The 23,242-nt window shown below is 71.7% G+C and carries 22 protein-coding genes; 19 read left to right on the top strand and 3 right to left on the bottom strand.

From position 1 onward, the window contains the following. Positions 1 to 70 precede the first annotated feature (70 nt). The 8 genes from AB0D04_RS34575 (at position 71) to AB0D04_RS34540 (ending at position 8,425) form a co-directional block, all read left to right on the top strand. Positions 71 to 925 (top strand): bifunctional methylenetetrahydrofolate dehydrogenase/methenyltetrahydrofolate cyclohydrolase, encoded by an 855-nt coding sequence (locus AB0D04_RS34575; RefSeq protein WP_362711344.1) that lies wholly within the window; start codon positions 71 to 73, stop codon positions 923 to 925. 29 nt (positions 926 to 954) lie between these two features. Continuing rightward, positions 955 to 1,383: a DUF3017 domain-containing protein gene (locus tag AB0D04_RS34570; protein ID WP_362711343.1), complete on the top strand. Its 429-nt coding sequence runs from the start codon at positions 955 to 957 to the stop codon at positions 1,381 to 1,383. Positions 1,384 to 1,468: 85 nt separating this feature from the next. After that, positions 1,469 to 2,686 (top strand): NADP-dependent isocitrate dehydrogenase, encoded by a 1,218-nt coding sequence (locus AB0D04_RS34565; protein WP_362711342.1) that lies wholly within the window; start codon positions 1,469 to 1,471, stop codon positions 2,684 to 2,686. Between the two features lie 194 nt (positions 2,687 to 2,880). Next, the gene (locus tag AB0D04_RS34560; RefSeq protein WP_362711341.1) at positions 2,881 to 3,969 is read left to right on the top strand and encodes a DUF2690 domain-containing protein; all 1,089 of its coding nucleotides are present in this window, start codon (positions 2,881 to 2,883) and stop codon (positions 3,967 to 3,969) included. Between the two features lie 207 nt (positions 3,970 to 4,176). Continuing rightward, the gene (locus tag AB0D04_RS34555) at positions 4,177 to 5,166 is read left to right on the top strand and encodes a malate dehydrogenase (RefSeq protein ID WP_362711340.1); all 990 of its coding nucleotides are present in this window, start codon (positions 4,177 to 4,179) and stop codon (positions 5,164 to 5,166) included. 160 nt (positions 5,167 to 5,326) lie between these two features. Next, positions 5,327 to 7,165, top strand: a complete 1,839-nt coding sequence (locus AB0D04_RS34550) for a hypothetical protein (RefSeq protein WP_362711339.1) — start codon at positions 5,327 to 5,329, stop codon at positions 7,163 to 7,165. Continuing rightward, on the top strand, positions 7,152 to 7,526 hold the full coding sequence (locus AB0D04_RS34545) for a hypothetical protein (RefSeq protein WP_362711338.1): 375 nt from the start codon (positions 7,152 to 7,154) through the stop codon (positions 7,524 to 7,526). Before AB0D04_RS34550 ends, AB0D04_RS34545 begins: the two co-directional genes overlap by 14 nt. Further along, a complete protein-coding gene (locus AB0D04_RS34540; protein ID WP_362711337.1) occupies positions 7,523 to 8,425 on the top strand; it encodes a hypothetical protein in 903 nt (300 codons plus the stop codon). Before AB0D04_RS34545 ends, AB0D04_RS34540 begins: the two co-directional genes overlap by 4 nt. A gap of 41 nt (positions 8,426 to 8,466) precedes the next feature. Here AB0D04_RS34540 and AB0D04_RS34535 read toward each other — a convergent pair whose 3' ends face one another. Next, positions 8,467 to 8,655: a DUF5988 family protein gene (locus tag AB0D04_RS34535; RefSeq protein ID WP_362711351.1), complete on the bottom strand. Its 189-nt coding sequence runs from the start codon at positions 8,653 to 8,655 to the stop codon at positions 8,467 to 8,469. A 224-nt stretch (positions 8,656 to 8,879) separates the two neighbouring features. Here AB0D04_RS34535 and AB0D04_RS34530 point away from each other — a divergent pair, with 224 nt between their 5' ends. Then, the gene (locus AB0D04_RS34530; RefSeq protein WP_362711336.1) at positions 8,880 to 9,455 is read left to right on the top strand and encodes a carboxymuconolactone decarboxylase family protein; all 576 of its coding nucleotides are present in this window, start codon (positions 8,880 to 8,882) and stop codon (positions 9,453 to 9,455) included. Between the two features lie 5 nt (positions 9,456 to 9,460). Here the strand turns inward: AB0D04_RS34530 and AB0D04_RS34525 are convergent, their stop codons facing one another. Further along, the gene (locus AB0D04_RS34525; RefSeq protein ID WP_362711335.1) at positions 9,461 to 9,973 is read right to left on the bottom strand and encodes an anthrone oxygenase family protein; all 513 of its coding nucleotides are present in this window, start codon (positions 9,971 to 9,973) and stop codon (positions 9,461 to 9,463) included. A 72-nt stretch (positions 9,974 to 10,045) separates the two neighbouring features. Further along, a complete protein-coding gene (locus AB0D04_RS34520) occupies positions 10,046 to 10,843 on the bottom strand; it encodes a hypothetical protein (protein WP_362711334.1) in 798 nt (265 codons plus the stop codon). Between the two features lie 330 nt (positions 10,844 to 11,173). On the opposite strand from AB0D04_RS34520, the gene AB0D04_RS34515 reads away from it, so the two are divergent. From AB0D04_RS34515 to AB0D04_RS34470, 10 genes are all read left to right on the top strand, one after another. Next, the gene (locus AB0D04_RS34515; protein ID WP_362711333.1) at positions 11,174 to 12,682 is read left to right on the top strand and encodes an aldehyde dehydrogenase family protein; all 1,509 of its coding nucleotides are present in this window, start codon (positions 11,174 to 11,176) and stop codon (positions 12,680 to 12,682) included. Between the two features lie 77 nt (positions 12,683 to 12,759). Continuing rightward, positions 12,760 to 14,301, top strand: coding sequence for a GMC oxidoreductase (locus tag AB0D04_RS34510; protein ID WP_362711332.1), 1,542 nt, complete (start codon positions 12,760 to 12,762; stop codon positions 14,299 to 14,301). Continuing rightward, a complete protein-coding gene (locus AB0D04_RS34505; protein WP_362711331.1) occupies positions 14,301 to 15,419 on the top strand; it encodes a glycine betaine/L-proline ABC transporter ATP-binding protein in 1,119 nt (372 codons plus the stop codon). The genes AB0D04_RS34510 and AB0D04_RS34505 overlap by 1 nt, the downstream gene beginning before the upstream one ends. After that, positions 15,419 to 15,592, top strand: a complete 174-nt coding sequence (locus AB0D04_RS34500; RefSeq protein WP_362711330.1) for a hypothetical protein — start codon at positions 15,419 to 15,421, stop codon at positions 15,590 to 15,592. Before AB0D04_RS34505 ends, AB0D04_RS34500 begins: the two co-directional genes overlap by 1 nt. Next, a complete protein-coding gene (locus AB0D04_RS34495) occupies positions 15,589 to 17,583 on the top strand; it encodes an ABC transporter permease subunit (protein WP_362711329.1) in 1,995 nt (664 codons plus the stop codon). Before AB0D04_RS34500 ends, AB0D04_RS34495 begins: the two co-directional genes overlap by 4 nt. Before the next feature lie 2 nt (positions 17,584 to 17,585). After that, positions 17,586 to 18,596 (top strand): ABC transporter substrate-binding protein, encoded by a 1,011-nt coding sequence (locus AB0D04_RS34490; RefSeq protein WP_362711328.1) that lies wholly within the window; start codon positions 17,586 to 17,588, stop codon positions 18,594 to 18,596. Positions 18,597 to 18,784: 188 nt separating this feature from the next. Next, on the top strand, positions 18,785 to 20,506 hold the full coding sequence (locus AB0D04_RS34485; RefSeq protein ID WP_362711327.1) for a histidine kinase: 1,722 nt from the start codon (positions 18,785 to 18,787) through the stop codon (positions 20,504 to 20,506). Then, the gene (locus AB0D04_RS34480) at positions 20,503 to 21,207 is read left to right on the top strand and encodes a response regulator transcription factor (protein WP_362711326.1); all 705 of its coding nucleotides are present in this window, start codon (positions 20,503 to 20,505) and stop codon (positions 21,205 to 21,207) included. The genes AB0D04_RS34485 and AB0D04_RS34480 overlap by 4 nt, the downstream gene beginning before the upstream one ends. Before the next feature lie 298 nt (positions 21,208 to 21,505). Next, complete coding sequence (locus AB0D04_RS34475) at positions 21,506 to 21,742, top strand: hypothetical protein (RefSeq protein WP_362711325.1); 237 nt, start codon at positions 21,506 to 21,508, stop codon at positions 21,740 to 21,742. Between the two features lie 173 nt (positions 21,743 to 21,915). Further along, a complete protein-coding gene (locus AB0D04_RS34470) occupies positions 21,916 to 23,076 on the top strand; it encodes a hypothetical protein (RefSeq protein WP_362711324.1) in 1,161 nt (386 codons plus the stop codon). Positions 23,077 to 23,242: the final 166 nt, after the last annotated feature.

Raw genomic sequence — 23,242 nt, 5'->3', positions numbered from 1 at the left:
AATTCCGGCCACTGGCGTCCCGCGTGCCCTGATTGGAACGTGGCCGCCCTCATCCGGGAGGATGGGGGGTATGACTGCCCAGATTCTCGATGGCAAGGCCACCGCCGCAGCGATCAAGTCCGAGCTCGCCACCCGCGTTGAGGCGCTGCAGGCCAAGGGTGTCCAGCCCGGCCTGGGCACTCTCCTGGTCGGCGACGACCCCGGCAGCCGCTGGTACGTCAACGGCAAGCACCGCGACTGCGCCCAGGTCGGCATCGCCTCCATCCAGCGCGAACTGCCTGCGACCGCCACCCAGGAGGAGATCGAGGCGGTCGTACAGGAGCTCAACGACAACCCCGAGTGCACCGGCTACATCGTCCAACTCCCGCTGCCCAAGGGCATCGACACCCACCGCGTCCTGGAGCTGATGGACCCGGCCAAGGACGCCGACGGCCTGCACCCGGTGAGCCTGGGCAACCTGGTGCTCGGCATCCAGGGCCCGCTGCCCTGCACCCCGTACGGCATCGTCCAGCTGCTGCGCCGGCACGGCGTCGAGATCAACGGCGCGAACGTGGTCGTCGTCGGCCGCGGCATCACCATCGGCCGCCCGATGCCGCTGCTGCTCACCCGCAAGTCCGAGAACGCCACGGTGACCCAGTGCCACACCGGCACCCGGGACCTGTCCGCGCACCTCCGGCAGGCCGACATCATCGTCGCCGCGGCCGGTGTGCCGCACATCATCAAGCCCGAGGACGTCAAGCCCGGCGCGGCCGTCCTGGACGTCGGCGTCAGCCGCGACGAGGCGGGCAAGATCGTCGGCGATGTGCACCCGGGCGTCGCCGAGGTGGCCGGCTGGGTCGCCCCCAACCCCGGCGGCGTCGGCCCGATGACCCGCGCCCAGCTGCTGGTCAATGTCGTCGAGGCCGCCGAGCGCGCGGCCGGCTGACCTCTACCGACCCCGAAGGGAGTGCCCCGATGTGTGCCGAAGTGCATTCGGAACAGGCATCCGAGCCGCAGCGCTCCTCGCGCCGCTTCCCGCGGGTGACGCGGGACACCGCCCGGCCGGAAGGCGGCGGCCGGGCCGCCCCGGGCGGCCTTCCCGCGCCCGCCCGGCAGTGGCCGCTGCTGACCGTCATGGGCGGTGTCGCGGCCGGGCTGCTGCTGGTCGCGGTCGACGTCTTCCGCATCGGGACGCTGGTGATCGGCCTGTCCCTGCTGGCGGGGGCGGCGCTGCGCTTCGCCCTCCCGTCGGTGGGGATGCTGGCCGTACGCTCCCGCTTCACCGACCTGGCCACGTACGGGGTGCTCGGTTCGGTGATCGTGCTGCTGTCGATGATGGTGCAGCCCAAGCCGTGGATCCATATCCCGTTCCTGGACGACATCGTGCACTTCACCGTGCGGTAGGGCCGGGCCGCATCGTGCGGTGCCGCGGCCGGATCGCGCGCCCGGCGTCCGGCCCCGGCGGGCCCGGCGTGAGTACCGTGACGTCATGGGCAAGATCAAGGTAGCCAACCCCGTCGTCGAGCTCGACGGGGACGAGATGACCCGCATCATCTGGTCCTTCATCAAGGACAAGCTGATCCTCCCGTACCTCGATGTCGACCTGAAGTACTACGACCTCGGCATCGAGAACCGTGACGCGACCCACGACCAGGTGACCCTCGACGCCGCGCGCGCCATCCAGCGGTACGGCGTCGGCGTGAAGTGCGCCACCATCACGCCGGACGAGGCGCGGGTCGAGGAGTTCCACCTCAAGGCGATGTATCCCTCGCCGAACGCCACCATCCGCAATGTTCTCGGTGGCGTGATCTTCCGCGAGCCGATCATCATGGCGAATGTGCCGCGGCTGGTCCCCGGCTGGAAGCGGCCGATCGTCGTCGGCCGCCACGCCTTCGGCGACCAGTACCGCGCCACCGACCTGCGCGTCCCCGGTCCCGGCACCCTCACGATGAGCTTCTTCCCCGCGGACGGCTCCGAGCCGAGCGAGCTGGAGGTCCACGAATTCCCGGGCTCCGGCGTGGCGCTGTCGATGTACCACCACGACGCGTCGATCCGCGACTTCGCCCGCGCCACGTTCCGCTACGGCCTCACCCGCGGGTATCCCGTCCATCTGTCCACGAAGAACACCGTCCTGAAGAAGTACGACGGCCGCTTCAAGGAACTCTTCCAGGAGATCTTCGACGCCGAGTTCGCCGCGGACTTCCGGGCCAAGGGGCTGACGTACGAGCACCGGCTGAGCGACGACATGGTCGCCATGGCCCTCAAGTCGCCCGGCGGCTACGTCTGGGCCTGCAAGAACCACGAGGGCGATGTCCAGTCCGACGTCGTCGCGCACGGTTTCGGCTCGCTCGGCCTGATGACCTCCGTCCTGATGTCCCCCGACGGCCGCACCATCGAGGCCGAGGCCGCCCATGGCACCGTCACCCGCCACTACCGCCGCCATCAGCAGGGCAAGGACACCTCGACCAACCCGATCGCCTCCGTCTTCGCCTGGACCCGCGGCCTCGCCCACCGGGGCGGGCTGGACGGCACCCCGGAGGTCACCCGGTTCGCCCAGACGCTGGAGCGGGTGTGCGTCGAGACGGTGGAGGGCGGGCAGATGACCAAGGATCTGGCGCTGCTGATCGCCAAGGAATCGCCGTGGCTGACCACGGAGGAGTTCCTGGACGCGCTGGACGCCGGTTTGCGGGACAAGTTGGCCGCCTGAGCCCTTCCGGAACGGGAGGTCCTCGGGGGAGTGACTTCCCGCCACGGGGAGCGCCCGCTGCCGGCCCGCCGCGGAGCGCCACCGGCGCACGCCAACATTGTCATCAGGCGCCAATGCACCTGTGCGCCAGCAGGGTTGGGGAATGGCATCCTGCGATACAGCACAAGGGCACGCGGGGGGATAGGGGAAGAGGCATGCCTCGCTGGAAGGAACTGCCGGGTGAACTCGATCCGCAGGTACGGGATTTCGCCGGTCAGCTGCGCAGACTCGTGGAGCGCAGCGGACTGAGCGTGGCCGCCGTCGCGGACCGTACGGGCTACAGCAAGACGTCATGGGAGCGCTTTCTCAACGGCCGGCTGCTGCCGCCGCAGCGGGCCGTGGTCACGCTCGCCGAGGTGACCGGTACGGACGCCGGGCATCTGACGACCCTGTGGGAGCTGGCCGAGCGGGCCTGGAGCCGGGCGGAGTGGCGGCACGACATCACCATGGAGGCGATACGGGTGGCCCAGGCGCGGGCCGCACTGGGGGACAACGAGGAGACGCCGTCCGGGCCGGACCTCGCGGGGCAGGCGGTGGCGGCCGATCCCGTCCCGCCCCGTGCCGCCGGGACCCGCCGTCGTCGGGTACTCATGATTCTCACGGGGGTGCTGGGCGCGCTCCTGGTCGCCGTCGCCGCCGTACTTCTGCTGCATCCGGCCGACGGCGGCCCGCGGAAGGCGGCGCCCGGACCGGCGGCGACGCCGAGCCCCCGGCCCGTACTGCCCGCCGGGGTGAAGTGCAGCGGCGCCGATTGCGCGGGGCGGGACCCGGAGGAGATGGGATGCGGCGGGCGGCACGCGGTCAGCCCGTCCCGGGGCATGGCGGGCGGCGCGCTGATCGAGGTCCGTTACAGCAAGGTCTGCCGCGCCGCCTGGGCGCGGATCACCGGCGCCGCCCCGGGCGACCAGGCCACCGTCAGCGCGGGCGACCGCAGCGCCACGGCCAGGGCGGAGCGGGACGGCGCCGCCTACACCCCGATGGTCGAGGTGGCCGGGGACCCGGCGAAGGTGGCGGCCTGCCGGACGACGGTCACGGGCGTCAAGGGCTGCGCGCAGCCAACGGCGCGTGAGAAGCGCCCCCTGGCCGGGATTCGCCCCCGCCCGGTATGGCCGAAACCAGAGGGAATGCAGGCGGGGATCCCGGGCAGGCGAACCAGTACCCCCCCACGGGTGCGGCACAACCCGGCGGCCGCCCGCGTCCCCCCCAGAGCGGGCGGCCGCCGCCCCTCCAGCGAGTGGCCGTGACGAGTCCGCGTACCGGGTCCGCGACACCCGGTGAGGTGTCCCACACCGGCCCGTCGCCGGTGCCGGCCGGGGGTCCGATAGCCTGACGGCCGGGTCTCTCGATACCAAGAGACCTCGATGAGACCTCGATAACCGGGCAGGGACACCCACCGCCACCCATGGTGGTCCGGGGGCTTGCCTCCAGAAAACGTCGCGCAGGAGATCGCCATGACCCGCACTCCCGTCAATGTCACCGTGACCGGCGCCGCCGGCCAGATCGGTTACGCCCTCCTCTTCCGCATCGCTTCCGGTCACCTCCTCGGCGCGGACGTGCCGGTCAAGCTGCGCCTTCTGGAGATCCCGCAGGGCCTCAAGGCCGCCGAGGGCACCGCCATGGAGCTCGACGACTGTGCCTTCCCGCTGCTCCGGGGCATCGACATCTCCGACGACCCGAACGTGGCCTTCGACGGCGCGAACGTCGCGCTGCTGGTCGGCGCCCGCCCCCGTACCAAGGGCATGGAGCGCGGCGACCTGCTGGAGGCCAACGGCGGCATCTTCAAGCCGCAGGGCAAGGCCATCAACGACCACGCCGCGGACGACATCAAGGTCCTGGTCGTCGGCAACCCCGCCAACACCAACGCGCTGATCGCGCAGGCCGCCGCGCCGGACGTACCGGCCGAGCGCTTCACCGCGATGACCCGCCTGGACCACAACCGCGCCATCTCCCAGCTCGCGCAGAAGACCGGCACCCCGGTCTCCGAGATCCGCAAGCTGACGATCTGGGGCAACCACTCCGCCACCCAGTACCCGGACATCTTCCACGCCGAGGTCGTCGGCAAGAACGCCGCCGAGGTCGTCAACGACCAGGCCTGGCTGGCCGACACCTTCATCCCGACCGTCGCCAAGCGCGGCGCGGCGATCATCGAGGCCCGTGGCGCGTCCTCCGCGGCCTCCGCCGCCAACGCCGCCATCGATCACGTCCACACCTGGGTCAACGGCACCGCCGACGGTGACTGGACCTCGATGGGCATCCCCTCGGACGGCTCGTACGGCGTCCCGGAGGGCCTGATCTCCTCCTTCCCCGTCACCACCAAGGACGGCAAGTACGAGATCGTCCAGGGCCTGGAGATCAACGACTTCTCCCGCGAGCGCATCGACGCCTCGGTCAAGGAGCTGGCGGAGGAGCGCGACGCGGTCCGCGGCCTCGGCCTCCTCTGATCCCGGCACCCCCTGCCACCTCGAGCCCGCACGGCCGCCAATGGCCGTGCGGGCTCGGCCGTTTCTCCTCTATGCTGCGGTCCGCACCGCGGCCGGATGACGGCAGCGACCGCTCAACTGGGCGGCGGCGGTGACTCGTTGGCGTTTTTTGGGGAGGCCGATGAACCGGACACATGTGCCCGCGCAGCCCGGAGAGCCCGACGAGAACGGGCCGTTACACAAACGGCCCGAGAACCCCGAACCCCCCGCACCCCTCCCCACCACCCCGCCGGGCGCCAGTGAGACCACCCGGCTGCTGTGCGCCGGCACCTACCTGGACGAGTCGTACCGCGATGCGGTCATCGACGAGCTCTACGCCCACGAGGAACGGTTCGCCGCGCCCTCCTCGGGCATCGACGCCGCCCGGGTCCTCGCCCACGCGCTGCGCGCCCGCCGCCTCCAGCTGGCCTGGGCGGCCGCCATCCTGTTCCTGTGGATCGTGGCCGTCCCGCTGTCGTCCTGGCTGGCGGCTCTCTACCTCTTCCCCGTCGCCCTGATGGCGCTCGGCCGCTTCGTCCGCCGGCTGTCCTTCCTCCCGCCGTGGCTGGCCGTGCTCGCCTCCTTCGCGCTGCGCTGGTACGGACGTATCACGCTGCTGGTGTTCGTGGTGGCGCTGGTGGTGCAGGCGTTCAGCGGCGGCGACGGCCTCTCGGGGATCGGGAACTGGCTGCTGCCGGACCTGCCCGACACGGACCCGGACTTCTGCTGGAGCGGCGACGGATGCTCGGACTACTCGACCATGGACAGCGCCACCACGTACGGCACCCCTGACACGGCGAGCACCCTCAACGACGCCCTGCCCGTCTGGACCGCGCTGCTGCTGCCGCCCGCGCTCGCCGTGCTCGTCGCCCTGCAGCGCGGCCAGTTCGCCCGCGCCCTGGACCGCGAACTGTCCCAGCGGCGCTTCCCCGACGTCGTGTCCGACCCCGCCGAGCAGTCCGAGGGCATCCGCTTCCGGCGGCTGCGCGACCGGGTACGGACCGAGCAGCACGGGCCGCTGGTGATGTACCGGGCCGCCAACCCCTTCTGCGGCGCCGGCGACCCGTTCAAGACCTGGTCGCTGTCGGTGGAACTGAACCCGTGCGCGGACCGCAAGGCCGAGCCGCTGGACAACGGCGCCATCCTGGACCGCATCGTCCCCCTGGTGGCGGCGCTGCGGGTGCCGTCCCTGCACGGATCGCCCGAGGCGGCGGCCGCGGTGCGCGACCGGCTGCGCGCGCTGGAGATCGACGAGTGCGTCTTCCTGCCGGCCGAGGGACTGCGGTCCCGCACCGCGGCGCCGTATGCACCGGCGGACTTCGCGGTGCACCGGGCCGAAGCGGTCGAGGAGGGCGGCGAGGCCCGCCGGCACTTCCTGCGCATCCGGGTCGCGGGCTGGGAGGAGGGCGTCGTCGTCACGGTCTTCGTCCGGGTGCACACCCAGGGCGGGATGCTGATGCTGGAGGTCGCGCCGCATGTGCTGTGGCCGCTGCGGCAGGTCTTCCAGGACGCCGACCGGATCGCCCACCAGTACCGGCACCACCACCACTTCGGCAAGGCCGTATGGGCGCTGGCCAGCACCCCCCGCTCCGCCGGACAGGCCGTGCTGACCCTGGTGCGCGGCCTGCTGTCGACGTGGCGGCTGGTCACCGGCGGATACGGCGCCGCGCTGCCCGAGGGACCCGCCGCCTCCGTACGCGAACTGGGCTCCTACGGCGAGTCCTCGCTCTTCCAGGACATGGACGTCGCCCGCTATCTGGAGACCGTCCAGCAGCGGGTGGCGGCCGGGGTGACCACGGCGCTGCGCTCCGCCGGCTACCGGACCGATGAATTCGAGCAGCGGGTCGTCAATGTCGCCAAGGGCGGCGTCTATGTCGAGTCCGCGCAGGGCGCCGTAGGCATCGGCGACCACAACACGATCACCCACACCGCCGCCTCGCGCGGCACCGACGCCCAGGGACGCACACATGGCAACGGCTGACGAACGCGGCGACGGCATCCACATCGGCACCGTCAGGGGTGCCTTCGCCATCGGCAACCACAACACGGTGACCCACAACGAAGGCGTCGGCGCCCCGGCCGTCGACCCGGCGCACGAGGAACTGCTGCGCGCCGTACGGGAGTTGCGCGACGATCTGGCCCGCGCGGTGCCGAGCCCGGAGATCGACGCGCTGAGCGCCGAACTCACCGACACCGAGACGGAGATCGAGGAGAGCGGCGCGGCCGGGCCCGGCCGGCTGGCCCGGCTCCGTACGGCCCTCACCGACGCCGGCGCCGTCGTCGGGCTGCTGGCCTCCGGGACGGCGGTCGGCCAGGCGGTCGCGTCCCTGGTGGCCGGATGACGGCGCCGGGCGGGGGCGTGGCCCGCTGGAACCGCGAGCGCCAGAGCTGGGAGGACGGTACGCCGCCGCCCGCCCGCTATACGGGGCCGATGCCGCCCCGGCCGGCGTTCGCCCCCTCGGCGGGGGCCGGGCCCTCGCCGGAATCCGGGCCCTCGTCGGGGTCCGGGCCGGCCCCCGCCCCGGACCCCGGCGATCGCCTCCTCGTCCCCGGTCCGGATCCCGCCCCGTTACCCGGGCCGCGCGCCCGGCGCCGGCCGCTGGTCGCCGGCGCGGCGGTGGCCGTGATCGCGGTGTGCGTGGGCGGCGGCTTTCTGCTGTGGGGCGGCGACGGCGACGCGCCGGCCGCGGCCCGCGCGTCGCACCACACCACGGCCTCGCCGTCCCGGCCCACCACCCCGGCCACCGACACCCAGGCATCCACCGGAGCGTCCCCCTCCACCGACCTCCCCGCCGGCTACCGCCTCGTCCACGACGAAGCGGACTTCACCCTCGCGGTCCCCGGCGACTGGCAGCGCTCCGAGAGCGAGAACGGCGTTTTCTACACCGCACCGGACAAGCGCGGACTGATGCAGATCTACCAGGCCGACGATGTGCCGGGCACCCCGCGCCAGTCCCTGGAGAAGACGTCGAAGCAGCTGTCCCACTCCGCCGCCAACCCCGGTTACGAGGAGATCGGCCTCACCCCCCTGTCCGGCCCGGCCCCGGCACCCGACGCCGTCCAACTGGTCTACGCCTATGACAGCGAGGATGTGGGCGAACGCGTCAAGGTGGTCGACTGCGCCTTCACGGCCGCCGACAGCCGCCAGTTCGCCGTACTCGTCCGGGGCACCGAGGCGGCCTGGCCCGCACAGGAAGAGACCCAGCGGATCGCGCTGCAATTCTTCGCCCCCACGAGCTGAGCCCCACGAGCTGAGCCCCGCGGGGAGGAGCCGCTGCCGCCCTACCCGGGCAGCTCCGTCCGCTCCCACCACTCGTACACCGGCAGCGTCCCCTCGGCCGTCGACTTCGTCCGCTCCGTGGCCCGGAAGTGCTCGTACCCGGCCAGATGCGGGATCTTCAGCTCGGACGTCCCTGGGGGATCGATCGCCACGACACGCCCCGGGAAATCGCCGGGGCCGCCTTCCAACACCGCCCTGCCCGTCGTTCCGCCCGAGCCGTCCGTTGCGCCAGCCTTGTCCTTAGCCATGTCCGAATTGTCTGCCGGGGCTGGTGGCAGAGTGCAGCGGCTCGCCGACGGACCGCAACGAGGCGGGCCATGTCACATCCTCGCCGCCCTGCCCGTCGTACCCAGTGACGGCACATCCCGTACCGGGGATACGAGAAATACGAGAAATACGAGGAAAGGGCACCGCCATGACACGGAGCGCACGGATTTCCCTCACCCCGCCCCGCACGCTGACGCTGCGGCTGGCCGAGTGGTACTCGCGGCGCGCATACGGCAAGGTCATGGAGCCGGCGCTGGTCTTCGGGCATCACCCCCGGGCCCTTCGCGCCTACTTCGCCTTCGAGGCCAGGCTGGGCAGGTGGAAGGCGCTGGACCCGACCCTCAAGCACCTCGCGGAGATGATCTCGGCGGCGCGGATCGGCTGCTCGTGGTGCATGGACTTCGGCCACTGGCAGGCCGACCGGCTCGGGCTGCCGCTGGAGAAGATCAGCAAGGTGCCGGACTGGCGGGCCCACGAGGAGTCGTTCTCGGAGGTGGAACGGCTGGTCCTGGAGTACGCGGAGGCCATGACCGCGACCCCGCCGACGGTCTCCGACGACCTGGCCGAGCGCCTGCGCAGCTGCCTGGGCGACCCGGCATTCGTCGAGCTGACCGCCATGGTGGCGGTGGAGAACTTCCGCTCCCGCGTGAACAGCGCCATGGGCCTGACCAGCCAGGGCTTCTCCGACACCTGCGCCGTCCCGCCGGGCAAGGTGAGCCGGTAGGCCCGCTACGCGCCGCCCTGGCCGATCTGCCCGTGCAGCACCAGCGCCCACGCCAGGCACCCCAGCGCGGCCGTACCCGAGACGGCGCGCACCACGTTCCACCGCACCCACGCCGCCTCGAACTGCTCGCGCACGGCGGCGGGACCGGGCTGCCCGTCCGCCTGGCCCGCCGCCTCCAGCCGGTCGTTCAGCGGCACGTTCACCGCAAAGGTCGTCACGATCAGGACCAGATACAGCGCCAGCGCCGCCACCAGCCACGGCAGTACGGCATGTCCATCGGCCCGCAGATGCATCCCGGCGGCCAGCGCGGTGAACACCAGCGCCCCGAAGAACCCGATCCCGAACCACCCGTTGAGGATGGCGACATTGATCCGCCGCATCGCGGTGACGAACGTCCGGTCGTCCGATTGCCGCAGACCGGGCATCACGGCGCACGCGAAGGCGTAGAAGAGTCCGGCGCTGAGGCCGGTGGTGAGGGTCGCGGCGACGAGGGCGGCGGTGCGGACGGAGTCGTACATGGTGCTCCCCCTTGGTGTGGTGTGCCGTCAGTTAACCGGCCAAGGGGGAGGGCGACGTCGGACTTCGGGGAACTACGCGGCCTGTGACCCCTCCACGCGTTCCTCCAGCGCCGAGATGTCCACCGTCTTTCCCGGGGGCGGCGTTTTCGACGGGACCGGCTGGTCGTAGTTGCTCAGCAGGACCGTGCCGGTTTCGTGGTTGGCCTCGGCGGTGAGCTTGCGGGGGTAGTGCTTGCCGTCGACGGCCACGTAGAGGGTCTGGACAACGCCGTCGACCTTCTTGACGACGGGGAGGACGCGGGTGCCCTCCTGGACGGTCGGCTTGCCCTTGGCCATCTGGGGGGTGGGGTGGCCGGAGGGGGGCGGGCTGGTGGGGCCGGCGGCGGACTTCTGGAAGGCGGTCAGGTCGCAGGCGGTGGCGAGGCTCTTGAGGAAGGCGTTGCCGGTGGTGCCGTGCAGGTAGCGGCCCTGGTACTTGCGGGCGGCGTCGTCGCCCTGCTTGCCGGGCAGCTGGCTCTTCCAGAAGGCGGCGTCCGGTTTCATCCAGACCTGCTTGCCGCGTTTGACGAGGTCGACGCGGCCGAGGGAGCCCTTGCTGATGGTGCCGACGCAGTTGCCGGCCTGGTCGAGGGTGATGTCGAGCTTGCCCGGGTCGGCGGTGGACAGCGTGCGCAGGCGCAGGGATTTTGCGCCGACGAGCGCGTCGAGGGCGGTGTCGGAGACCTGCTGGGCCGACTTGCCGGCGAGGTCGCCCTCGCCGTCACCCGGGGCGGCCGCGGCCGCGACGCCCGTCCAGGCCGGCCCGGCGATGAGGGCTGCGCCGCAGGTCAGTGCGGTGATCGCGGTCGTGGGGCGGCGTCTGCTCGTCATCTGCGCACCTCCGGTCCCGTGGGGACGTAGAGCAAGGTCGGCAAGGTCGGCGATGTGGGCAAGGTCGGCACGGTCGGTGAGGAACGTAGGGCCAGGAGTAGGGGCGGTAGGGGCATACGGCTCCTCAGGGTACGTTCGATGGTTTTACGGCGCATATCGGGCGCTCAGCTGTGCGGAGTAGTGGGCCACCGGGGTGCCGGAAGTGACTCGGCTCACTTTGGGCGAATGTTTGGGCATAGGTGGGGGGCTTTCGGGGAGGGGTCCCTGTTGCTGAGTGCGCCAGTGGTTGCACCAGTGGGAACAAATTCGTAAGCGGAAGGCAGAATTCACGTGTCGGCAATCGAGACCATTCACGTAGACGGGGTGTGGCTCCCTGCCGCAGCCGGCGCCACGCGGGAGGTCCTCGACCCCGCCGATGCGACCGTGCTCCAGGTGGTGTCCGAGGGCGGCGCCGAGGACGCGGACGCGGCGGTCGCGGCGGCCAAGCGGGCCTTCGACGGCGGCGCGGGCGTCTGGCCCCGTACGGCCGTGGCCGACCGTGCCGCCCTGCTGCGCCGGGTCGCCGATCTGCTCCAGCGGGACCGCGAGGAGATCGGGCTGATCGAGAGCCGCGACACCGGCAAGACGCTGGAGGAGGGGCGGATCGACGTCGACTGCGTGACCGACGCCTTCCGCTACTTCGCCGACCTGGTGATGAACGAGAGCGGCGGGCGGGTCGTCGACGCCGGGTCGCCCGACATCCACAGCGTCGTCGTGCATGAGCCGGTCGGCGTCTGCGCGATGATCACGCCGTGGAACTACCCGCTGCTGCAGGCCAGCTGGAAGGTCGCCCCGGCGATCGCGGCCGGCAACACCTTTGTCATCAAGCCCAGCGAGGTCACCCCGCTGTCGACCGTCCACCTGATCAAGCTGCTGGTCGAGGCCGGGCTGCCGGCCGGGGTCGCCAACATCGTCACCGGCGCGGGCCTGCCGGTCGGCCAGCGGCTGGCCGAGCACCCGGATGTGGATCTGTTCTCCTTCACGGGCGGTCTCGCCAGCGGTACGAAGGCGGGCGCGGCCGCGGTCTCCGGAGCGAAGAAGATCGCGCTGGAGCTGGGCGGCAAGAACCCGAATGTGGTGTTCGCCGACGCGTGCGCGACCGAAGAAGGCTTTGACACCGCCGTTGACCAGGCACTGAACGCCGCGTTCATCCACAGCGGGCAGGTCTGCTCGGCCGGTGCCCGGCTGATCATCGAGGAGCCGGTGCGCGACCGCTTCGTCGCCGAGCTCGCCCGCCGCGCCGAGAAGATCAAGCTCGGCCGGGGCACCGAGGACGGCGTGGAGTGCGGTCCGCTGGTCTCGCAGCAGCAGCTGGACAAGGTCGAGGCGTATGTCGCGTCCGCGCTGGCCGAAGGTGCGCAGCTGCGGTGCGGCGGCTCCCGTCCCAAGCCCTCGGACGTACGCCCGGCCACCGGCTACTTCTACACGCCGACCGTGCTGGACGGCTGCCACCGCGAGATGAAGGTCGTACGGGAAGAGACCTTCGGCCCGATCCTGACGGTCGAGACGTTCACGACCGAGGACGAGGCCGTCGCGCTCGCCAATGACACCGAGTACGGCCTGGCCGGCGCCGTCTGGTCCGCCGACACCGCCCGCGCCCGCCGGGTCGCCGCCCGGCTGCGGCACGGCACCGTCTGGATCAACGACTTCCACCCCTACCTCCCGCAGGCGGAGTGGGGCGGCTTCGGCAAGTCCGGCATCGGCCGGGAGCTGGGCCCCACGGGCCTGGACGAGTACCGCGAGAGCAAGCACGTCTACGAGAACCTGCGGCCGGTGCCGGTCCGGTGGTTCTCGGGCTGAGCGCTGTCGGTCCGCCGACCGACGCGGCCCGCCAACTCCCAGGCCACACACGCACTTTGCAGTAAGGAGCACACTCCATGCCCGTGTACGACTATGTCGTTGTCGGCGGCGGCACCGCCGGTTCCGTCATCGCCTCCCGCCTCACCGAGGACCCCGGCGTCACCGTCGCCGTCATCGAGGGCGGCCCGTCCGACATCGACCGCGAGGACGTGCTGACGCTGCGCAAGTGGCTCGGCCTCCTCGGCGGCGAGCTGGACTACGAGTACACGACCACCGAGCAGCCGCGCGGCAACTCGCACATCCTGCACAGCCGCGCCAAGGTCCTCGGTGGCTGCTCCTCGCACAACACCCTGATCTCCTTCAAGCCGCTGCCGTCCGACTGGGACGAGTGGGAGGAGGCCGGGGCCGCCGGCTGGAACGCCAAGGCCATGGACCCGTACTTCGGCAAGCTGCGCAACAACATCGTGCGGGTGGCGAAGAAGGACCAGAACCAGATCGCGACGGACTGGATCGAGGCCGCCAAGAGCGCGCTGGGCGTGCCCGAGGTCGTGGGCTTCAACGACAAGCCCTTCGACGAGGGCGTCGGCTTCTTCGACCTCTCCTACCACCCGGAGAACAACAAGCGGTCGTCGGCGTCCGTGGCCTACCTCCACCCGCACATGGAGGCCGGCGACCGGCCGAACCTCACGCTGATGCTGGAGACCTGGGCGCACAAGCTGGAGCTGGACGGCACCAGGGCGAAGGGCGTGCACGTCCGTACGAAGGACGGCGAGGACGTCTACGTCGAGGCGGCCCGCGAGGTGCTGGTGTGCGCCGGCGCCGTGGACACCCCGCGGCTGCTGATGCACTCCGGCATCGGGCCGCGCAAGGACCTCGAGGCGCTGGGCATGGAGTGCGTACTCGATCTGCCGGGCATCGGCGAGAACCTGATCGACCACCCCGAGTCGGTGATCGTCTGGGAGACCGACGGGCCGATCCCGGGCAACTCCGCGATGGACTCCGACGCGGGCCTCTTCGTCAAGCGGGACCCGGAGCACAAGGGCCCCGACCTGATGTTCCACTTCTACCAGATCCCCTTCACCGACAACCCGGAGCGGCTGGGCTACGAGCGCCCCGAGCACGGTGTGTCGATGACCCCGAACATCCCCAAGTCCCGCTCCCGCGGCCGCCTCTACCTCACGTCCGCGGACCCCGAGGTCAAGCCCGCGCTCGACTTCCGGTACTTCGAGGATGAGGGCGACTACGACGGGCAGACCCTCGTGGACGGCATCAAGCTGGCGCGTAAGGTCGCGCAGGCCGAGCCGTTCGCCAAGTGGCTCAAGCGCGAGGTCTTCCCCGGTCCCGACGTCACCGACGACGCGGAGATCGGCGAGCTCGTACGCAAGGCCGCGCACACCGTCTACCACCCCGCCGGCACCTGCAAGATGGGCGCCGCAGATGACCAACTGGCCGTCGTCGACCCGCAGTTGAAGATCCGCGGGCTGGACGGCATCCGTATCGCCGACGCGTCGGTCTTCCCGACGATGCCGGCCGTCAACCCGATGCTCGGTGTGCTGATGGTGGGGGAGAAGTGCGCCGAACTGCTCAAGGAAGCACCTACCAAGGGAGGTGATGCGTAATGGCTACCACCTCCGCCGGCGCATCCGAGAAGCCCAACGCACGTCCGTCCGAGAACGCCCCGTCCACCGACCGTGAGGTCGTCTTCTCCGTCCGCAACCTGTGGAAGGTCTTCGGGCCGAAGGCCGACCGCATCCCCGACGACAAGACCGTCGCCGGCCTCTCCGTACAGGAGATGCGCGAGAAGACCGGCTGCACCGCCGCCGTCCGCGATGTCTCCTTCGACGTCCACAAGGGCGAGGTCTTCGTCGTCATGGGCCTGTCCGGCTCCGGCAAGTCCACCCTCGTACGGTGTCTGACCCGGCTGATCGAGCCGACCAGCGGCAGCCTGGAGATGGACGGCGAGGACGTGCGCGCGATGGACCGCAGCGCACTGCGCGAACTGCGCCGCCGCCGCGCCTCGATGGTCTTCCAGCACTTCGGCCTGCTGCCGCACCGCACCGTCGTCGACAACGTCGCCTACGGCCTGGAGATCCAGGGCATGGGCAAGGCGGAGCGCCGCGAGCGTGCCAACGAAATGGTGGAGAAGGTCGGCCTGGCCGGGCTGGAGAAGCGCCGCCCCGGCCAGCTCTCCGGCGGCCAGCAGCAGCGCGTCGGCCTGGCCCGCGCGCTCGCCGTGGACCCCGAGGTCCTCCTCTTCGACGAGCCGTTCAGCGCCCTGGACCCGCTCATCCGCCGCGACATGCAGGAAGAGGTCTGCCGCCTGCACCGCGAAGAGGGCCGCACCATGGTCTTCATCACCCACGACCTCTCCGAGGCGCTGCGCATCGGCGACCGCATCGCCCTGATGCGCGACGGCGAGATCGTCCAGCTCGGCACCCCCGAGGAGATCGTCGGCTCCCCGGCCGACGACTACGTCCGCGACTTCGTCCGGGATGTCCCGCGCGAGCAGGTGCTGACCGTCCGCCGCGCGATGCGCCCGGCCGAGGACGGCGAGGCCGACCAGGGCCCCGCGCTCACCCCCGACACCCTGATCTCCGACGCCATCGAGGCCGTCGCCCGCTCCGGCGGCGCCGCCCGCGTCGTCGACGACGGCCGCTGCCTGGGCATCGTCGACCACGCCTGCCTGCTCAACGTCGTCGCCCGGCTCGACCACCGCGACGAGGAGGTGGCCGCCTGATGTACGCCGCCACCTCCCACCGCACGGCGCCCCTGCGCGCCGTCAGCTCCCGCGCACCCGTGGCCACCCGCCGCTCCCGCGTGCGCTCCGCGCTGCTGCGCCGCTGGCGCGAGGCGCAGCGCGCCGCCGCGATGAATGTGCCCGTCGGCACCGTGAAGCGGGGCCGCGCATGAGCATGCTCGTACCCCCGGCCCAGCGCGGTCTCGGCTCCGACAGCCCCAAGTGGCGCCCGGCCCAGGCCCTGCTGAACCGCCGCGGAATAACCAAGCTCCTGCTGCTCGCCGTCGCCGCGGCCGTGCTCGTTCCGCTGCTGGCCGCCAAGTACGGCGCCGCCTGGCCGTCCTCGCTGACCGTCGACGTCTCCGGCCCGCTCGGCAGGACCAGCGACTGGATCATCGACAACCGCGACAGCCACCCGCTGTTCGTCTACTTCCTCGGACACTTCAGCAACGGCGTGGTGATGTCCGTACGCGGCGTCTACCTGCTGCTGCTCGCCCTGGGCTGGACCGGCGTCACGGCCGGTGTCACGCTGCTGGCCTGGCGCGTCGCGGGCCTGCGCATCGCCGCCACCGCCCTGATCTCCTTCGTCGCCAGCGGCCTGCTCGGCATGTGGGTCCCCACCATGCAGACGCTGGCCCTGATGGTCGTGGCGGTCGTGTTCTCCGTGGTCGTCGGCGCCCTGCTGGGCCTGGCCGCCGGCCTCTCCGACCGCCTGTTCAAGATTCTTCGCCCGGTGCTGGACACCATGCAGGTCCTGCCGGCCTTCGCCTACCTGCTCCCCGTCGTGCTGGTCTTCGGCATCGGCGTACCGGCCGCCTTCCTGGCCACCGTCATCTACGCGGCCCCGCCGATGGCCCGGCTGACCGCGCTCGGCCTGCGCGCCGCGGACCCGGGTGTCCTGGAGGCTTCCGCCTCGCTCGGCGCCACCGGCCGGCAGCGCCTGCTGACCGCCCGACTCCCGATGGCCCGCAAGGATCTCCTCCTCGGCGTCAACCAGACGATCATGATGGCGCTGGGCATGGTCGTGATCGCCTCGATGATCGGCGCCGCCGGTCTCGGTGACCGCGTCTACCAGGCCCTCGCCTCCGTCGACGTCGGTGCCGCGCTCGCCGCCGCCGTCCCGATCGTCCTGCTGGCCATCGTCATGGACCGCACCACCGCGGCCGCCGGCGAACGTCTCGGCGCCGACACCGACCCCACCGGCCCCAAGCTGCTGCGCGGCTGGCCGGCCTGGGCGGGCATCGGCGTGATCACGGTCGTCGTCGCCGTCATCGGCCGCCTGGCGGGCTCCCTGGTCTGGCCCACCGGCTGGGCCGTGGACATCGCCCGCCCGGTCAACGACTTCAAGGAGTGGATGGTCGACCACCTCTACTCCGGCGTCCCCGTCATCGGCGGCACCGCCGACTGGGCCGACCACTTCACCAACTGGGTCCTCAACCCGCTGCGCGACGGCCTGACCGCGCTGCCCTGGTACGGCACGCTGCTCATCGTCGCCGCGCTGGCCTGGTTCATCGGCACCTGGCGCACCGCCCTGACCGCCGTCCTCGCGATGGCCGCCGTCGGCGTGCTGGGCGTGTGGAAGCCGTCCATGAACACCCTGTCCCAGGTGATCGCCGCGCTCGTGGTGACCCTGGTGATCGGCTTCGGAGTGGGCATCCTGGCCGCCGGCAGCAAGCGCTTCGAGGCGATCCTGCGGCCGGTCCTGGACGTCATGCAGACCATGCCGCAGTTCGTGTACCTGATCCCGGTGGTTGCGCTGTTCGCCGTGGGCCGCGCCCCGGCGGCCGCCGCCGCCGTGGTCTACGCGCTGCCCCCGGTCATCCGCATCACCACCCAGGGCCTGCGGCTGGTGGACTCCGCCGCCATGGAATCGGCCCGGTCCCTCGGCGCCACCCGCTGGCAGATCCTCCGCCAGGTCCAGCTCCCCCTGGCCCGGCCGGCGCTCCTGCTGGCCGTCAACCAGGGCGTGGTGCTCGTCCTCGCCGTCGTCATCATCGGCGGCCTGGTGGGCGGCGGTGCCCTCGGCTACGACGTCGTCACCGGCCTCGCCACCGGCGACCTGGCCCTCGGCCTGGTTGCGGGCGTCGCCATCGTCTGCCTGGGCCTGATGCTCGACCGGGTCACCCAGCCCACGGAACGCCGCACCACGGGGAAGGGAGCCTGATCATGTCCCGTACTCGCACCTCTCCTCGTATCCGTACCTTTGCCAAGATCACCGGTACCGCGGTGGTGGCCGGCGCGCTGGCCCTGTCCCTGTCCAGCTGCGGCAAGGCCGACATGACCAAGCAGGCCTCGCCGTTCGCCGCGGCCGAGGGCTCCAAGTCCGTCATCCTGTCCACCCAGACCTGGGTCGGCGCGCAGTCCAACGTCGCGGTCGCCAAGTACCTCCTCGAGCACAAGATGGGCTACCACGTCGACACCGTCCAGGTGGACGAGATCCCCGCCTGGGACGCCCTCAGCCAGGGCCGGGTCGACGCCATCCTGGAGGACTGGGGCCACCCCGACCAGGAACAGCGCTACGTCAAGGACAAGAAGACGATCACGGCGGGCGGCGGCAACGGCGTCACCGGCCACATCGGCTGGTACGTCCCCAAGTACTGGGCCGACAAGCACCCCGAGGTCACCAACTGGAAGAACCTCAACAAGTTCGCCGACCAGCTGCGCACCTCGGAAAGCGGCAACAAGGGCCAGCTGATGGACGGATCCCCGTCCTACGTCACCAACGACAAGGCCCTGGTGAAGAATCTCGACCTCGATTACGAGGTCGTCTTCGCCGGCTCCGAGGCGGCGCAGATCACCCAGATCCAGCAGTTCGCCAAGCAGAAGAAGCCCTTCCTCACCTACTGGTACGAGCCGCAGTGGCTCTTCAACCAGGTGCCGATGGTGGAGGTCAAACTCCCCAAGTACACCGACGCCTGCGCGGAGAAGGGCGCAAAGGACCCCGAGTCCATCGACTGCGCGTATCCCACGACCCCCCTCCAGAAGTTCTTCAACACCGATTTCGCCAAGAGCGGCGACAGCTCCGCGGCATTCCTGAAGAACTTCACCTGGTCCAAGGACGACCAGAACGAGGTCTCCGAATCGATCGCCTCGGACGGCCTGTCCGCGGACGAGGCGGCCAAGCGGTGGGTCGACAAGCACCCGGACGTCTGGAAGAAGTGGCTGCCCAAGGGGTAGCGCTGCGCCGGTGACCGGCCATCGGGCGGGCAGTCGTACGTGAGGACGTGCGGCTGCCCGCCTCGTTTGTGGTCGGCGGTCGTCGTCTCCCGTGGCAGGAAGCGCTCGATGCCCACCGGGCGCCCTGCGGCCGCGCTTCGTGCGCAGCGTCCACGGTGGCCGCCGTCCGCCCGTCGATAATCGACGCCATGTCCCGCACCAAGGCGACCCCGCCCGACGCCCCCGCCCGCCGGACCGGCCGCACCGGCGTCCGCTGGCTCGCCGTTGCCGCGGAGGCCGGTGGGGCGGTGCTCTACCTGGCGGGTGCCGCCTCCGGCTCCTTCGGATTCTTCGATGCGCTGCCCTCGTCCGTGCAGGCGGCCACCGGGTGCGCCGCCGTGGCCCTGCTGCTGCTCCGCCGCAAGCTGCCGATCATGGCGATGCTCGGGCTCGCCGCCGTGGCCGGAGCGCTGCCGGTCGCGGGCCTGCTGACGGCGGTGGTCGCCTACACCGCGGCCCGCCGGATCGACGACCCCCGCCACCGCGCCGCCGTCCTCCTGGCCGCGGCCGCGCTCCCGGTGGCCGTCGGCGTGCTCGGCACCCTGGCCACCGGCTACGGCAGCTGGCTGGCCGGCTTCGCGCTGGGCGCCCTGGTGGCCGGTGTCGGCGTCCTGATCCCCGGCCTGGTCGGCAGCTCCAGGGGCCAGCAGGAACGCCTCGTCCTGGCGCTACGGGACCGCGCCGCCGCCGCCGAACAGGCCCGGCAGCTCGCCGAGAGCGCCTCCCGGGCCGAGGAACGTGCCCGGATCGCCGCCGAGATGCACGACCTGGTGGGCCACCGCCTCAGCCTGATCTCCCTCCACTCCGGCGGGCTGGAGATGGCCCTCGGCGCCAAGGCGCCCGAGCTGAAGCAAGAGGCCGCCCAGGTACGGCTCGCCACCAGGGACGCCATGCGGGAGCTGCGCGAAGTGCTGGGCGTACTGGGCCCGTTGGGCCGCGACACCGGCACCGACGCGCTGACCGACGCGACCGGCACCCGCTCCGACCTCGCCGCACTCGCCGAGGAATCGCGGGCCGCGGGCGTCCCCGTCACCTTCACCTGGGACGGCCCCGACCTGGACACCCTGGAGCCTCGGCTACGGCGCGCCGTCCACCGCGTCGTCCGCGAATCCCTCACCAACATCCACCGCTACGCCCCCTCCGCCCGGGCCGAACTGACCGTCACCCACACCGGTGACCGCATCCGCATCAGGGTCCGCAACGGCGCACCGCCCACCCCGCCCGAGGCCACCACCGGCCTCGGCACCGGCAGCGGCCTGCCCGGTCTGCGCGAACGCCTGCGGCTGCTGGGCGGCGAACTGCGTGCCGAACCCACCGCCGTCGGCGGCTTCCTGGTGGAGGCGTCCCTGCCCCGCCACCCCGACGAAGACTCCGTCACCACCGTGCCGGACCCCGCCGCCCCGCCTGCCGAGACGCCCGCCCCACCGGCCTCCGACGCCCCGCGCCACATCCGGCTGCTGCACCATCTCCCGGGCCTGGCAGCCGGGTTGCTGGGCCTCACGGGGGTGGGCGCGATGCTGCTCTTCGGGCTGACGCTGGTGCAGAGCGCCCGGCCGGTGGTGGACGGGGTGCCGGACCGTACGGTCCGTAAGGGCATGACCAAGGACGAGGTCCGGTCGGCGGTCGGCTTCGAGAGCGACCTGGTCAGCGCGGCCGCCGCGGGCCGCGAACCGGCCCGGCCACCCCGCACGAGCTGCTTCTTCCCGTACGAGACGGACAGCGGGACGCACGGCCGCCTGGGCATCACCCGCTACTGCTTCCGCAACGACATCCTCGTCGACATCAGCAATTTCACGGTCCCGATGGCGCCGGAAGGCCCGTCGGCCACACCGACCCCCGTCACCCCTTCAGCCACAGGGAGCCCCCGATGACGCCCGCCACGCCGCCCCCCGCCCTCGACGCGCCCATCCGGGTCCTCCTCGCCGACGACGAAGAAATGATCCGGCACGGCGTGCGCCTGATCCTCCGCCACGCCGAGGACATCGACGTGGTCGCCGAGGCGTCCAACGGCGCCGAAGCCGTCGAGCTGGCCGCCGCCCGGCCCGTCGACGTCGCCCTCGTCGACATCCGCATGCCGGTACTCGACGGCCTCGCGGCCATCGACCAGCTCGTACGGCTCGACCCCAGGCCTCAGATCGTCATGCTCACCACCTTCGGCGACGAGGAGAACGTCACCCGCGCCCTGCACGCCGGCGCCACCGGCTTCCTCCTCAAGGACGAGGGCCCGCAGGAACTGATCAACGCCGTACGGGCCGCGGCCGCCGGCGACGCCGTCCTCTCGCCCGGCGTCACCGGCCACGTCATCAAGCGCATGCTCCAGGCCACCGGCCCCCGCCTCGGCTCACCGGCCGCCACCGGCACCCCCGACCAGCGCCTGGCCGCCCTGACCGCCCGCGAACGCGAGGTCCTCGCGATGCTCGGCGCCGGCCTCGCCAACCAGGAGATCGGCCGCCGCCTCGACATCGGCCTCGGCACCGTCAAGACCCACGTCGGCCGCATCCTGGAGAAGACCGGCACGGGCAGCCGGGTCCAGGCGGCGCTGCTGGCGCATCAGGCGGGGCTGGCGTCGTAGACATGCCAACTCGCCTCCGTGGCACGGCCGTTGTCAGTGGCCGCGGGTACGGTCTGAGGCATGAATGTACGGGGGAAGGCGATCGTGCTCGCCGGCCGTTTCCGCAGCGCCGGCCCGCACGCCCCGTTCACCGCGGTCTGGCTCGCCACGACAGGGCAGACGGCGGAGGTCTGGTAGCGCAGCGAACGGCCCACGCCGCCGTCACCCGTCCGGATGGCGACCGGCGAACCGCCGCACGGCGCGGGGGCAGGCGCAGCAGTGTGGTGGCCGCCTGCCGCCGACGAAGGGCCCCACCGCCATGCCGCTGCCGCCGAAGTGCCCCACCCCGGACTGTGACGACTGGCTGTGGAAGGACACCACGACCACCGACACCGACTGGGACAACTGGCGGTGGTGGTGCCGTCGCTGCGACCGGAAGTGGTATCCGACGGCGAGACAGCTGGGGGAGTTCCGTCAGGCGGCGTCGAGCCGGGCGCCGGTCGGACAGCGCCGTCCGCAGCCCGCGTACCGCGATCCGCGGGTGGCACGGCGGTAGGACGGCCCGCGTCCCGCCCGCCCGCCGACCGACGGTTGGGCGCGATGGACCCCGGCTGCCCGGTGTCCGCCGCGCGACGGCATAGTAGGACGCGCCCCGAAGGCAGGGGCATGACATGACGGCGACCCGCAGCGGGCGGCGCGCCGGTGAACGTATCAGGGGGATTCCGCTCCATGCCATCCATGCGCCGTACCACCGCTGCGGCCGCGACGCTGGCCGCGCTGCTCGCGGTCACCGTCACCGCCTGCGGGCCCAGCGAAGACAAGGCCGCCGGGACCGGCAGCTCGGCCGCCGACCAAAAGGACGGCGGCGGCCTCAAGCTTCCCAAGGGCATACCGACCAGCATCGACGACCTGAAGAAGTGGAAGGACGGCGGCTGGCAGGACTGGGACAAGTGGGCCCGCAAGGCCGAGGACTTCGCCAACCCCGTCATCAAGGACCACTGGAAGCCCGAACGCGTGGCGAAGGCGAAGTCCGCGCCCGAGATCAGCGTGAAGGCCACCGGCGCAGGCAGTGAGTACGGCGCCACCGACCCCGAGCCGCGTCCGGTCAACGCCCAGCAGATCGGACGGCCGTACCACCGGAACATGGCACCGGTCGGAAAGATAGCCTTCGACAGCCCGCACGGCCCGAGGGTCTGCTCCGGCACGATCGTCTCGGACCCGAAGCACCCGGGCAAGTCCAACCTGGTGTGGACCGCGGGTCACTGTGTGCACGCCGGCAAGCACGGCGGCTGGATGCGCAACATCGCCTTCATCCCGTCCTACAACGACAACGGCGTGCCGATGAACCAGGTCGGCAAGATGCAGCCGCAGCAGGTCATGCCCTACGGCCGCTTCTGGGCCGACTGGATCAGCACATCCGGTGAGTGGATCAAGATGGGCAGCGAGACGAGCGGCAACGGCGGCTCCGCCTACGACTTCGCCGTGCTGCATGTGAAGCCGGAGAACGGCGCGGGCAAGTCGCTGGAGGAGACCGTGGGGGCATCCGTCCCGGTCTGGTTCAACGCCCCCTCGGCCAGCCGCTTCAGCGCCATGAAGGCCGTCGGCTACCCGGCGGGGCCGCCGTACGACGGCGCGCGGATGATGAGCTGCCAGGGCCGGCCCAACCGCCTCACCATGCAGCAGGGCACGCCCGCCATGGACCGCATCGGCTGCACGATGACCGGCGGTTCCTCGGGCGGCGGCTGGTTCGCCAACCGCGGCGGCAAGCTGGCCCTCGTCTCCAATACGTCCATCAGCTCCAACGCCCACACCTGGCTCGCGGGCCCGCACCTCGGCCCGGAGGCACAGCGGGTCTTCAACGCCGTCAGCCGGAAGTTCGCGGGGCAGTAGGCGATCCCCGGTGACCGGCCGGGGGGGGGGGGCGGGGTCGGGGCCCCCCGCCCCCCCCCCCCCGGGCCCCCCCCCCCCGGCGCTGGGGGGCCGGGGGGGGGGGCGGGCGGGCCGGCGCCCCCCCGACCCCCGCCCACCCACCGGCCCCCGCCGAACACAGGCGCCC

Origin of the sequence: Streptomyces sp. NPDC048483, from assembly GCF_040651455.1 — a bacterium.
Classification (GTDB): Bacteria; Actinomycetota; Actinomycetes; order Streptomycetales; family Streptomycetaceae; genus Streptomyces.
Note: the sequence above shows the minus strand (reverse complement) of the source record. Positions and strands in the feature narration are given on the sequence as shown.

Bases quoted from the DNA above. Each gene is read 5' to 3' on its own strand.
- AB0D04_RS34575 (WP_362711344.1), top strand. From the start codon at position 71: ATGACTGCCCAGATTCTCGATGGCAAGGCCACCGCCGCAGCGATCAAG.
- AB0D04_RS34570 (WP_362711343.1), top strand. From the start codon at position 955: ATGTGTGCCGAAGTGCATTCGGAACAGGCATCCGAGCCGCAGCGCTCC.
- AB0D04_RS34565 (WP_362711342.1), top strand. From the start codon at position 1,469: ATGGGCAAGATCAAGGTAGCCAACCCCGTCGTCGAGCTCGACGGGGAC.
- AB0D04_RS34560 (WP_362711341.1), top strand. From the start codon at position 2,881: ATGCCTCGCTGGAAGGAACTGCCGGGTGAACTCGATCCGCAGGTACGG.
- AB0D04_RS34555 (WP_362711340.1), top strand. From the start codon at position 4,177: ATGACCCGCACTCCCGTCAATGTCACCGTGACCGGCGCCGCCGGCCAG.
- AB0D04_RS34550 (WP_362711339.1), top strand. From the start codon at position 5,327: ATGAACCGGACACATGTGCCCGCGCAGCCCGGAGAGCCCGACGAGAAC.
- AB0D04_RS34545 (WP_362711338.1), top strand. From the start codon at position 7,152: ATGGCAACGGCTGACGAACGCGGCGACGGCATCCACATCGGCACCGTC.
- AB0D04_RS34540 (WP_362711337.1), top strand. From the start codon at position 7,523: ATGACGGCGCCGGGCGGGGGCGTGGCCCGCTGGAACCGCGAGCGCCAG.
- AB0D04_RS34530 (WP_362711336.1), top strand. From the start codon at position 8,880: ATGACACGGAGCGCACGGATTTCCCTCACCCCGCCCCGCACGCTGACG.
- AB0D04_RS34525 (WP_362711335.1), bottom strand. From the start codon at position 9,973: ATGTACGACTCCGTCCGCACCGCCGCCCTCGTCGCCGCGACCCTCACC.
- AB0D04_RS34520 (WP_362711334.1), bottom strand. From the start codon at position 10,843: ATGACGAGCAGACGCCGCCCCACGACCGCGATCACCGCACTGACCTGC.
- AB0D04_RS34510 (WP_362711332.1), top strand. From the start codon at position 12,760: ATGCCCGTGTACGACTATGTCGTTGTCGGCGGCGGCACCGCCGGTTCC.
- AB0D04_RS34505 (WP_362711331.1), top strand. From the start codon at position 14,301: ATGGCTACCACCTCCGCCGGCGCATCCGAGAAGCCCAACGCACGTCCG.
- AB0D04_RS34500 (WP_362711330.1), top strand. From the start codon at position 15,419: ATGTACGCCGCCACCTCCCACCGCACGGCGCCCCTGCGCGCCGTCAGC.
- AB0D04_RS34495 (WP_362711329.1), top strand. From the start codon at position 15,589: ATGAGCATGCTCGTACCCCCGGCCCAGCGCGGTCTCGGCTCCGACAGC.
- AB0D04_RS34490 (WP_362711328.1), top strand. From the start codon at position 17,586: ATGTCCCGTACTCGCACCTCTCCTCGTATCCGTACCTTTGCCAAGATC.
- AB0D04_RS34485 (WP_362711327.1), top strand. From the start codon at position 18,785: ATGTCCCGCACCAAGGCGACCCCGCCCGACGCCCCCGCCCGCCGGACC.
- AB0D04_RS34480 (WP_362711326.1), top strand. From the start codon at position 20,503: ATGACGCCCGCCACGCCGCCCCCCGCCCTCGACGCGCCCATCCGGGTC.
- AB0D04_RS34475 (WP_362711325.1), top strand. From the start codon at position 21,506: ATGCCGCTGCCGCCGAAGTGCCCCACCCCGGACTGTGACGACTGGCTG.
- AB0D04_RS34470 (WP_362711324.1), top strand. From the start codon at position 21,916: ATGCCATCCATGCGCCGTACCACCGCTGCGGCCGCGACGCTGGCCGCG.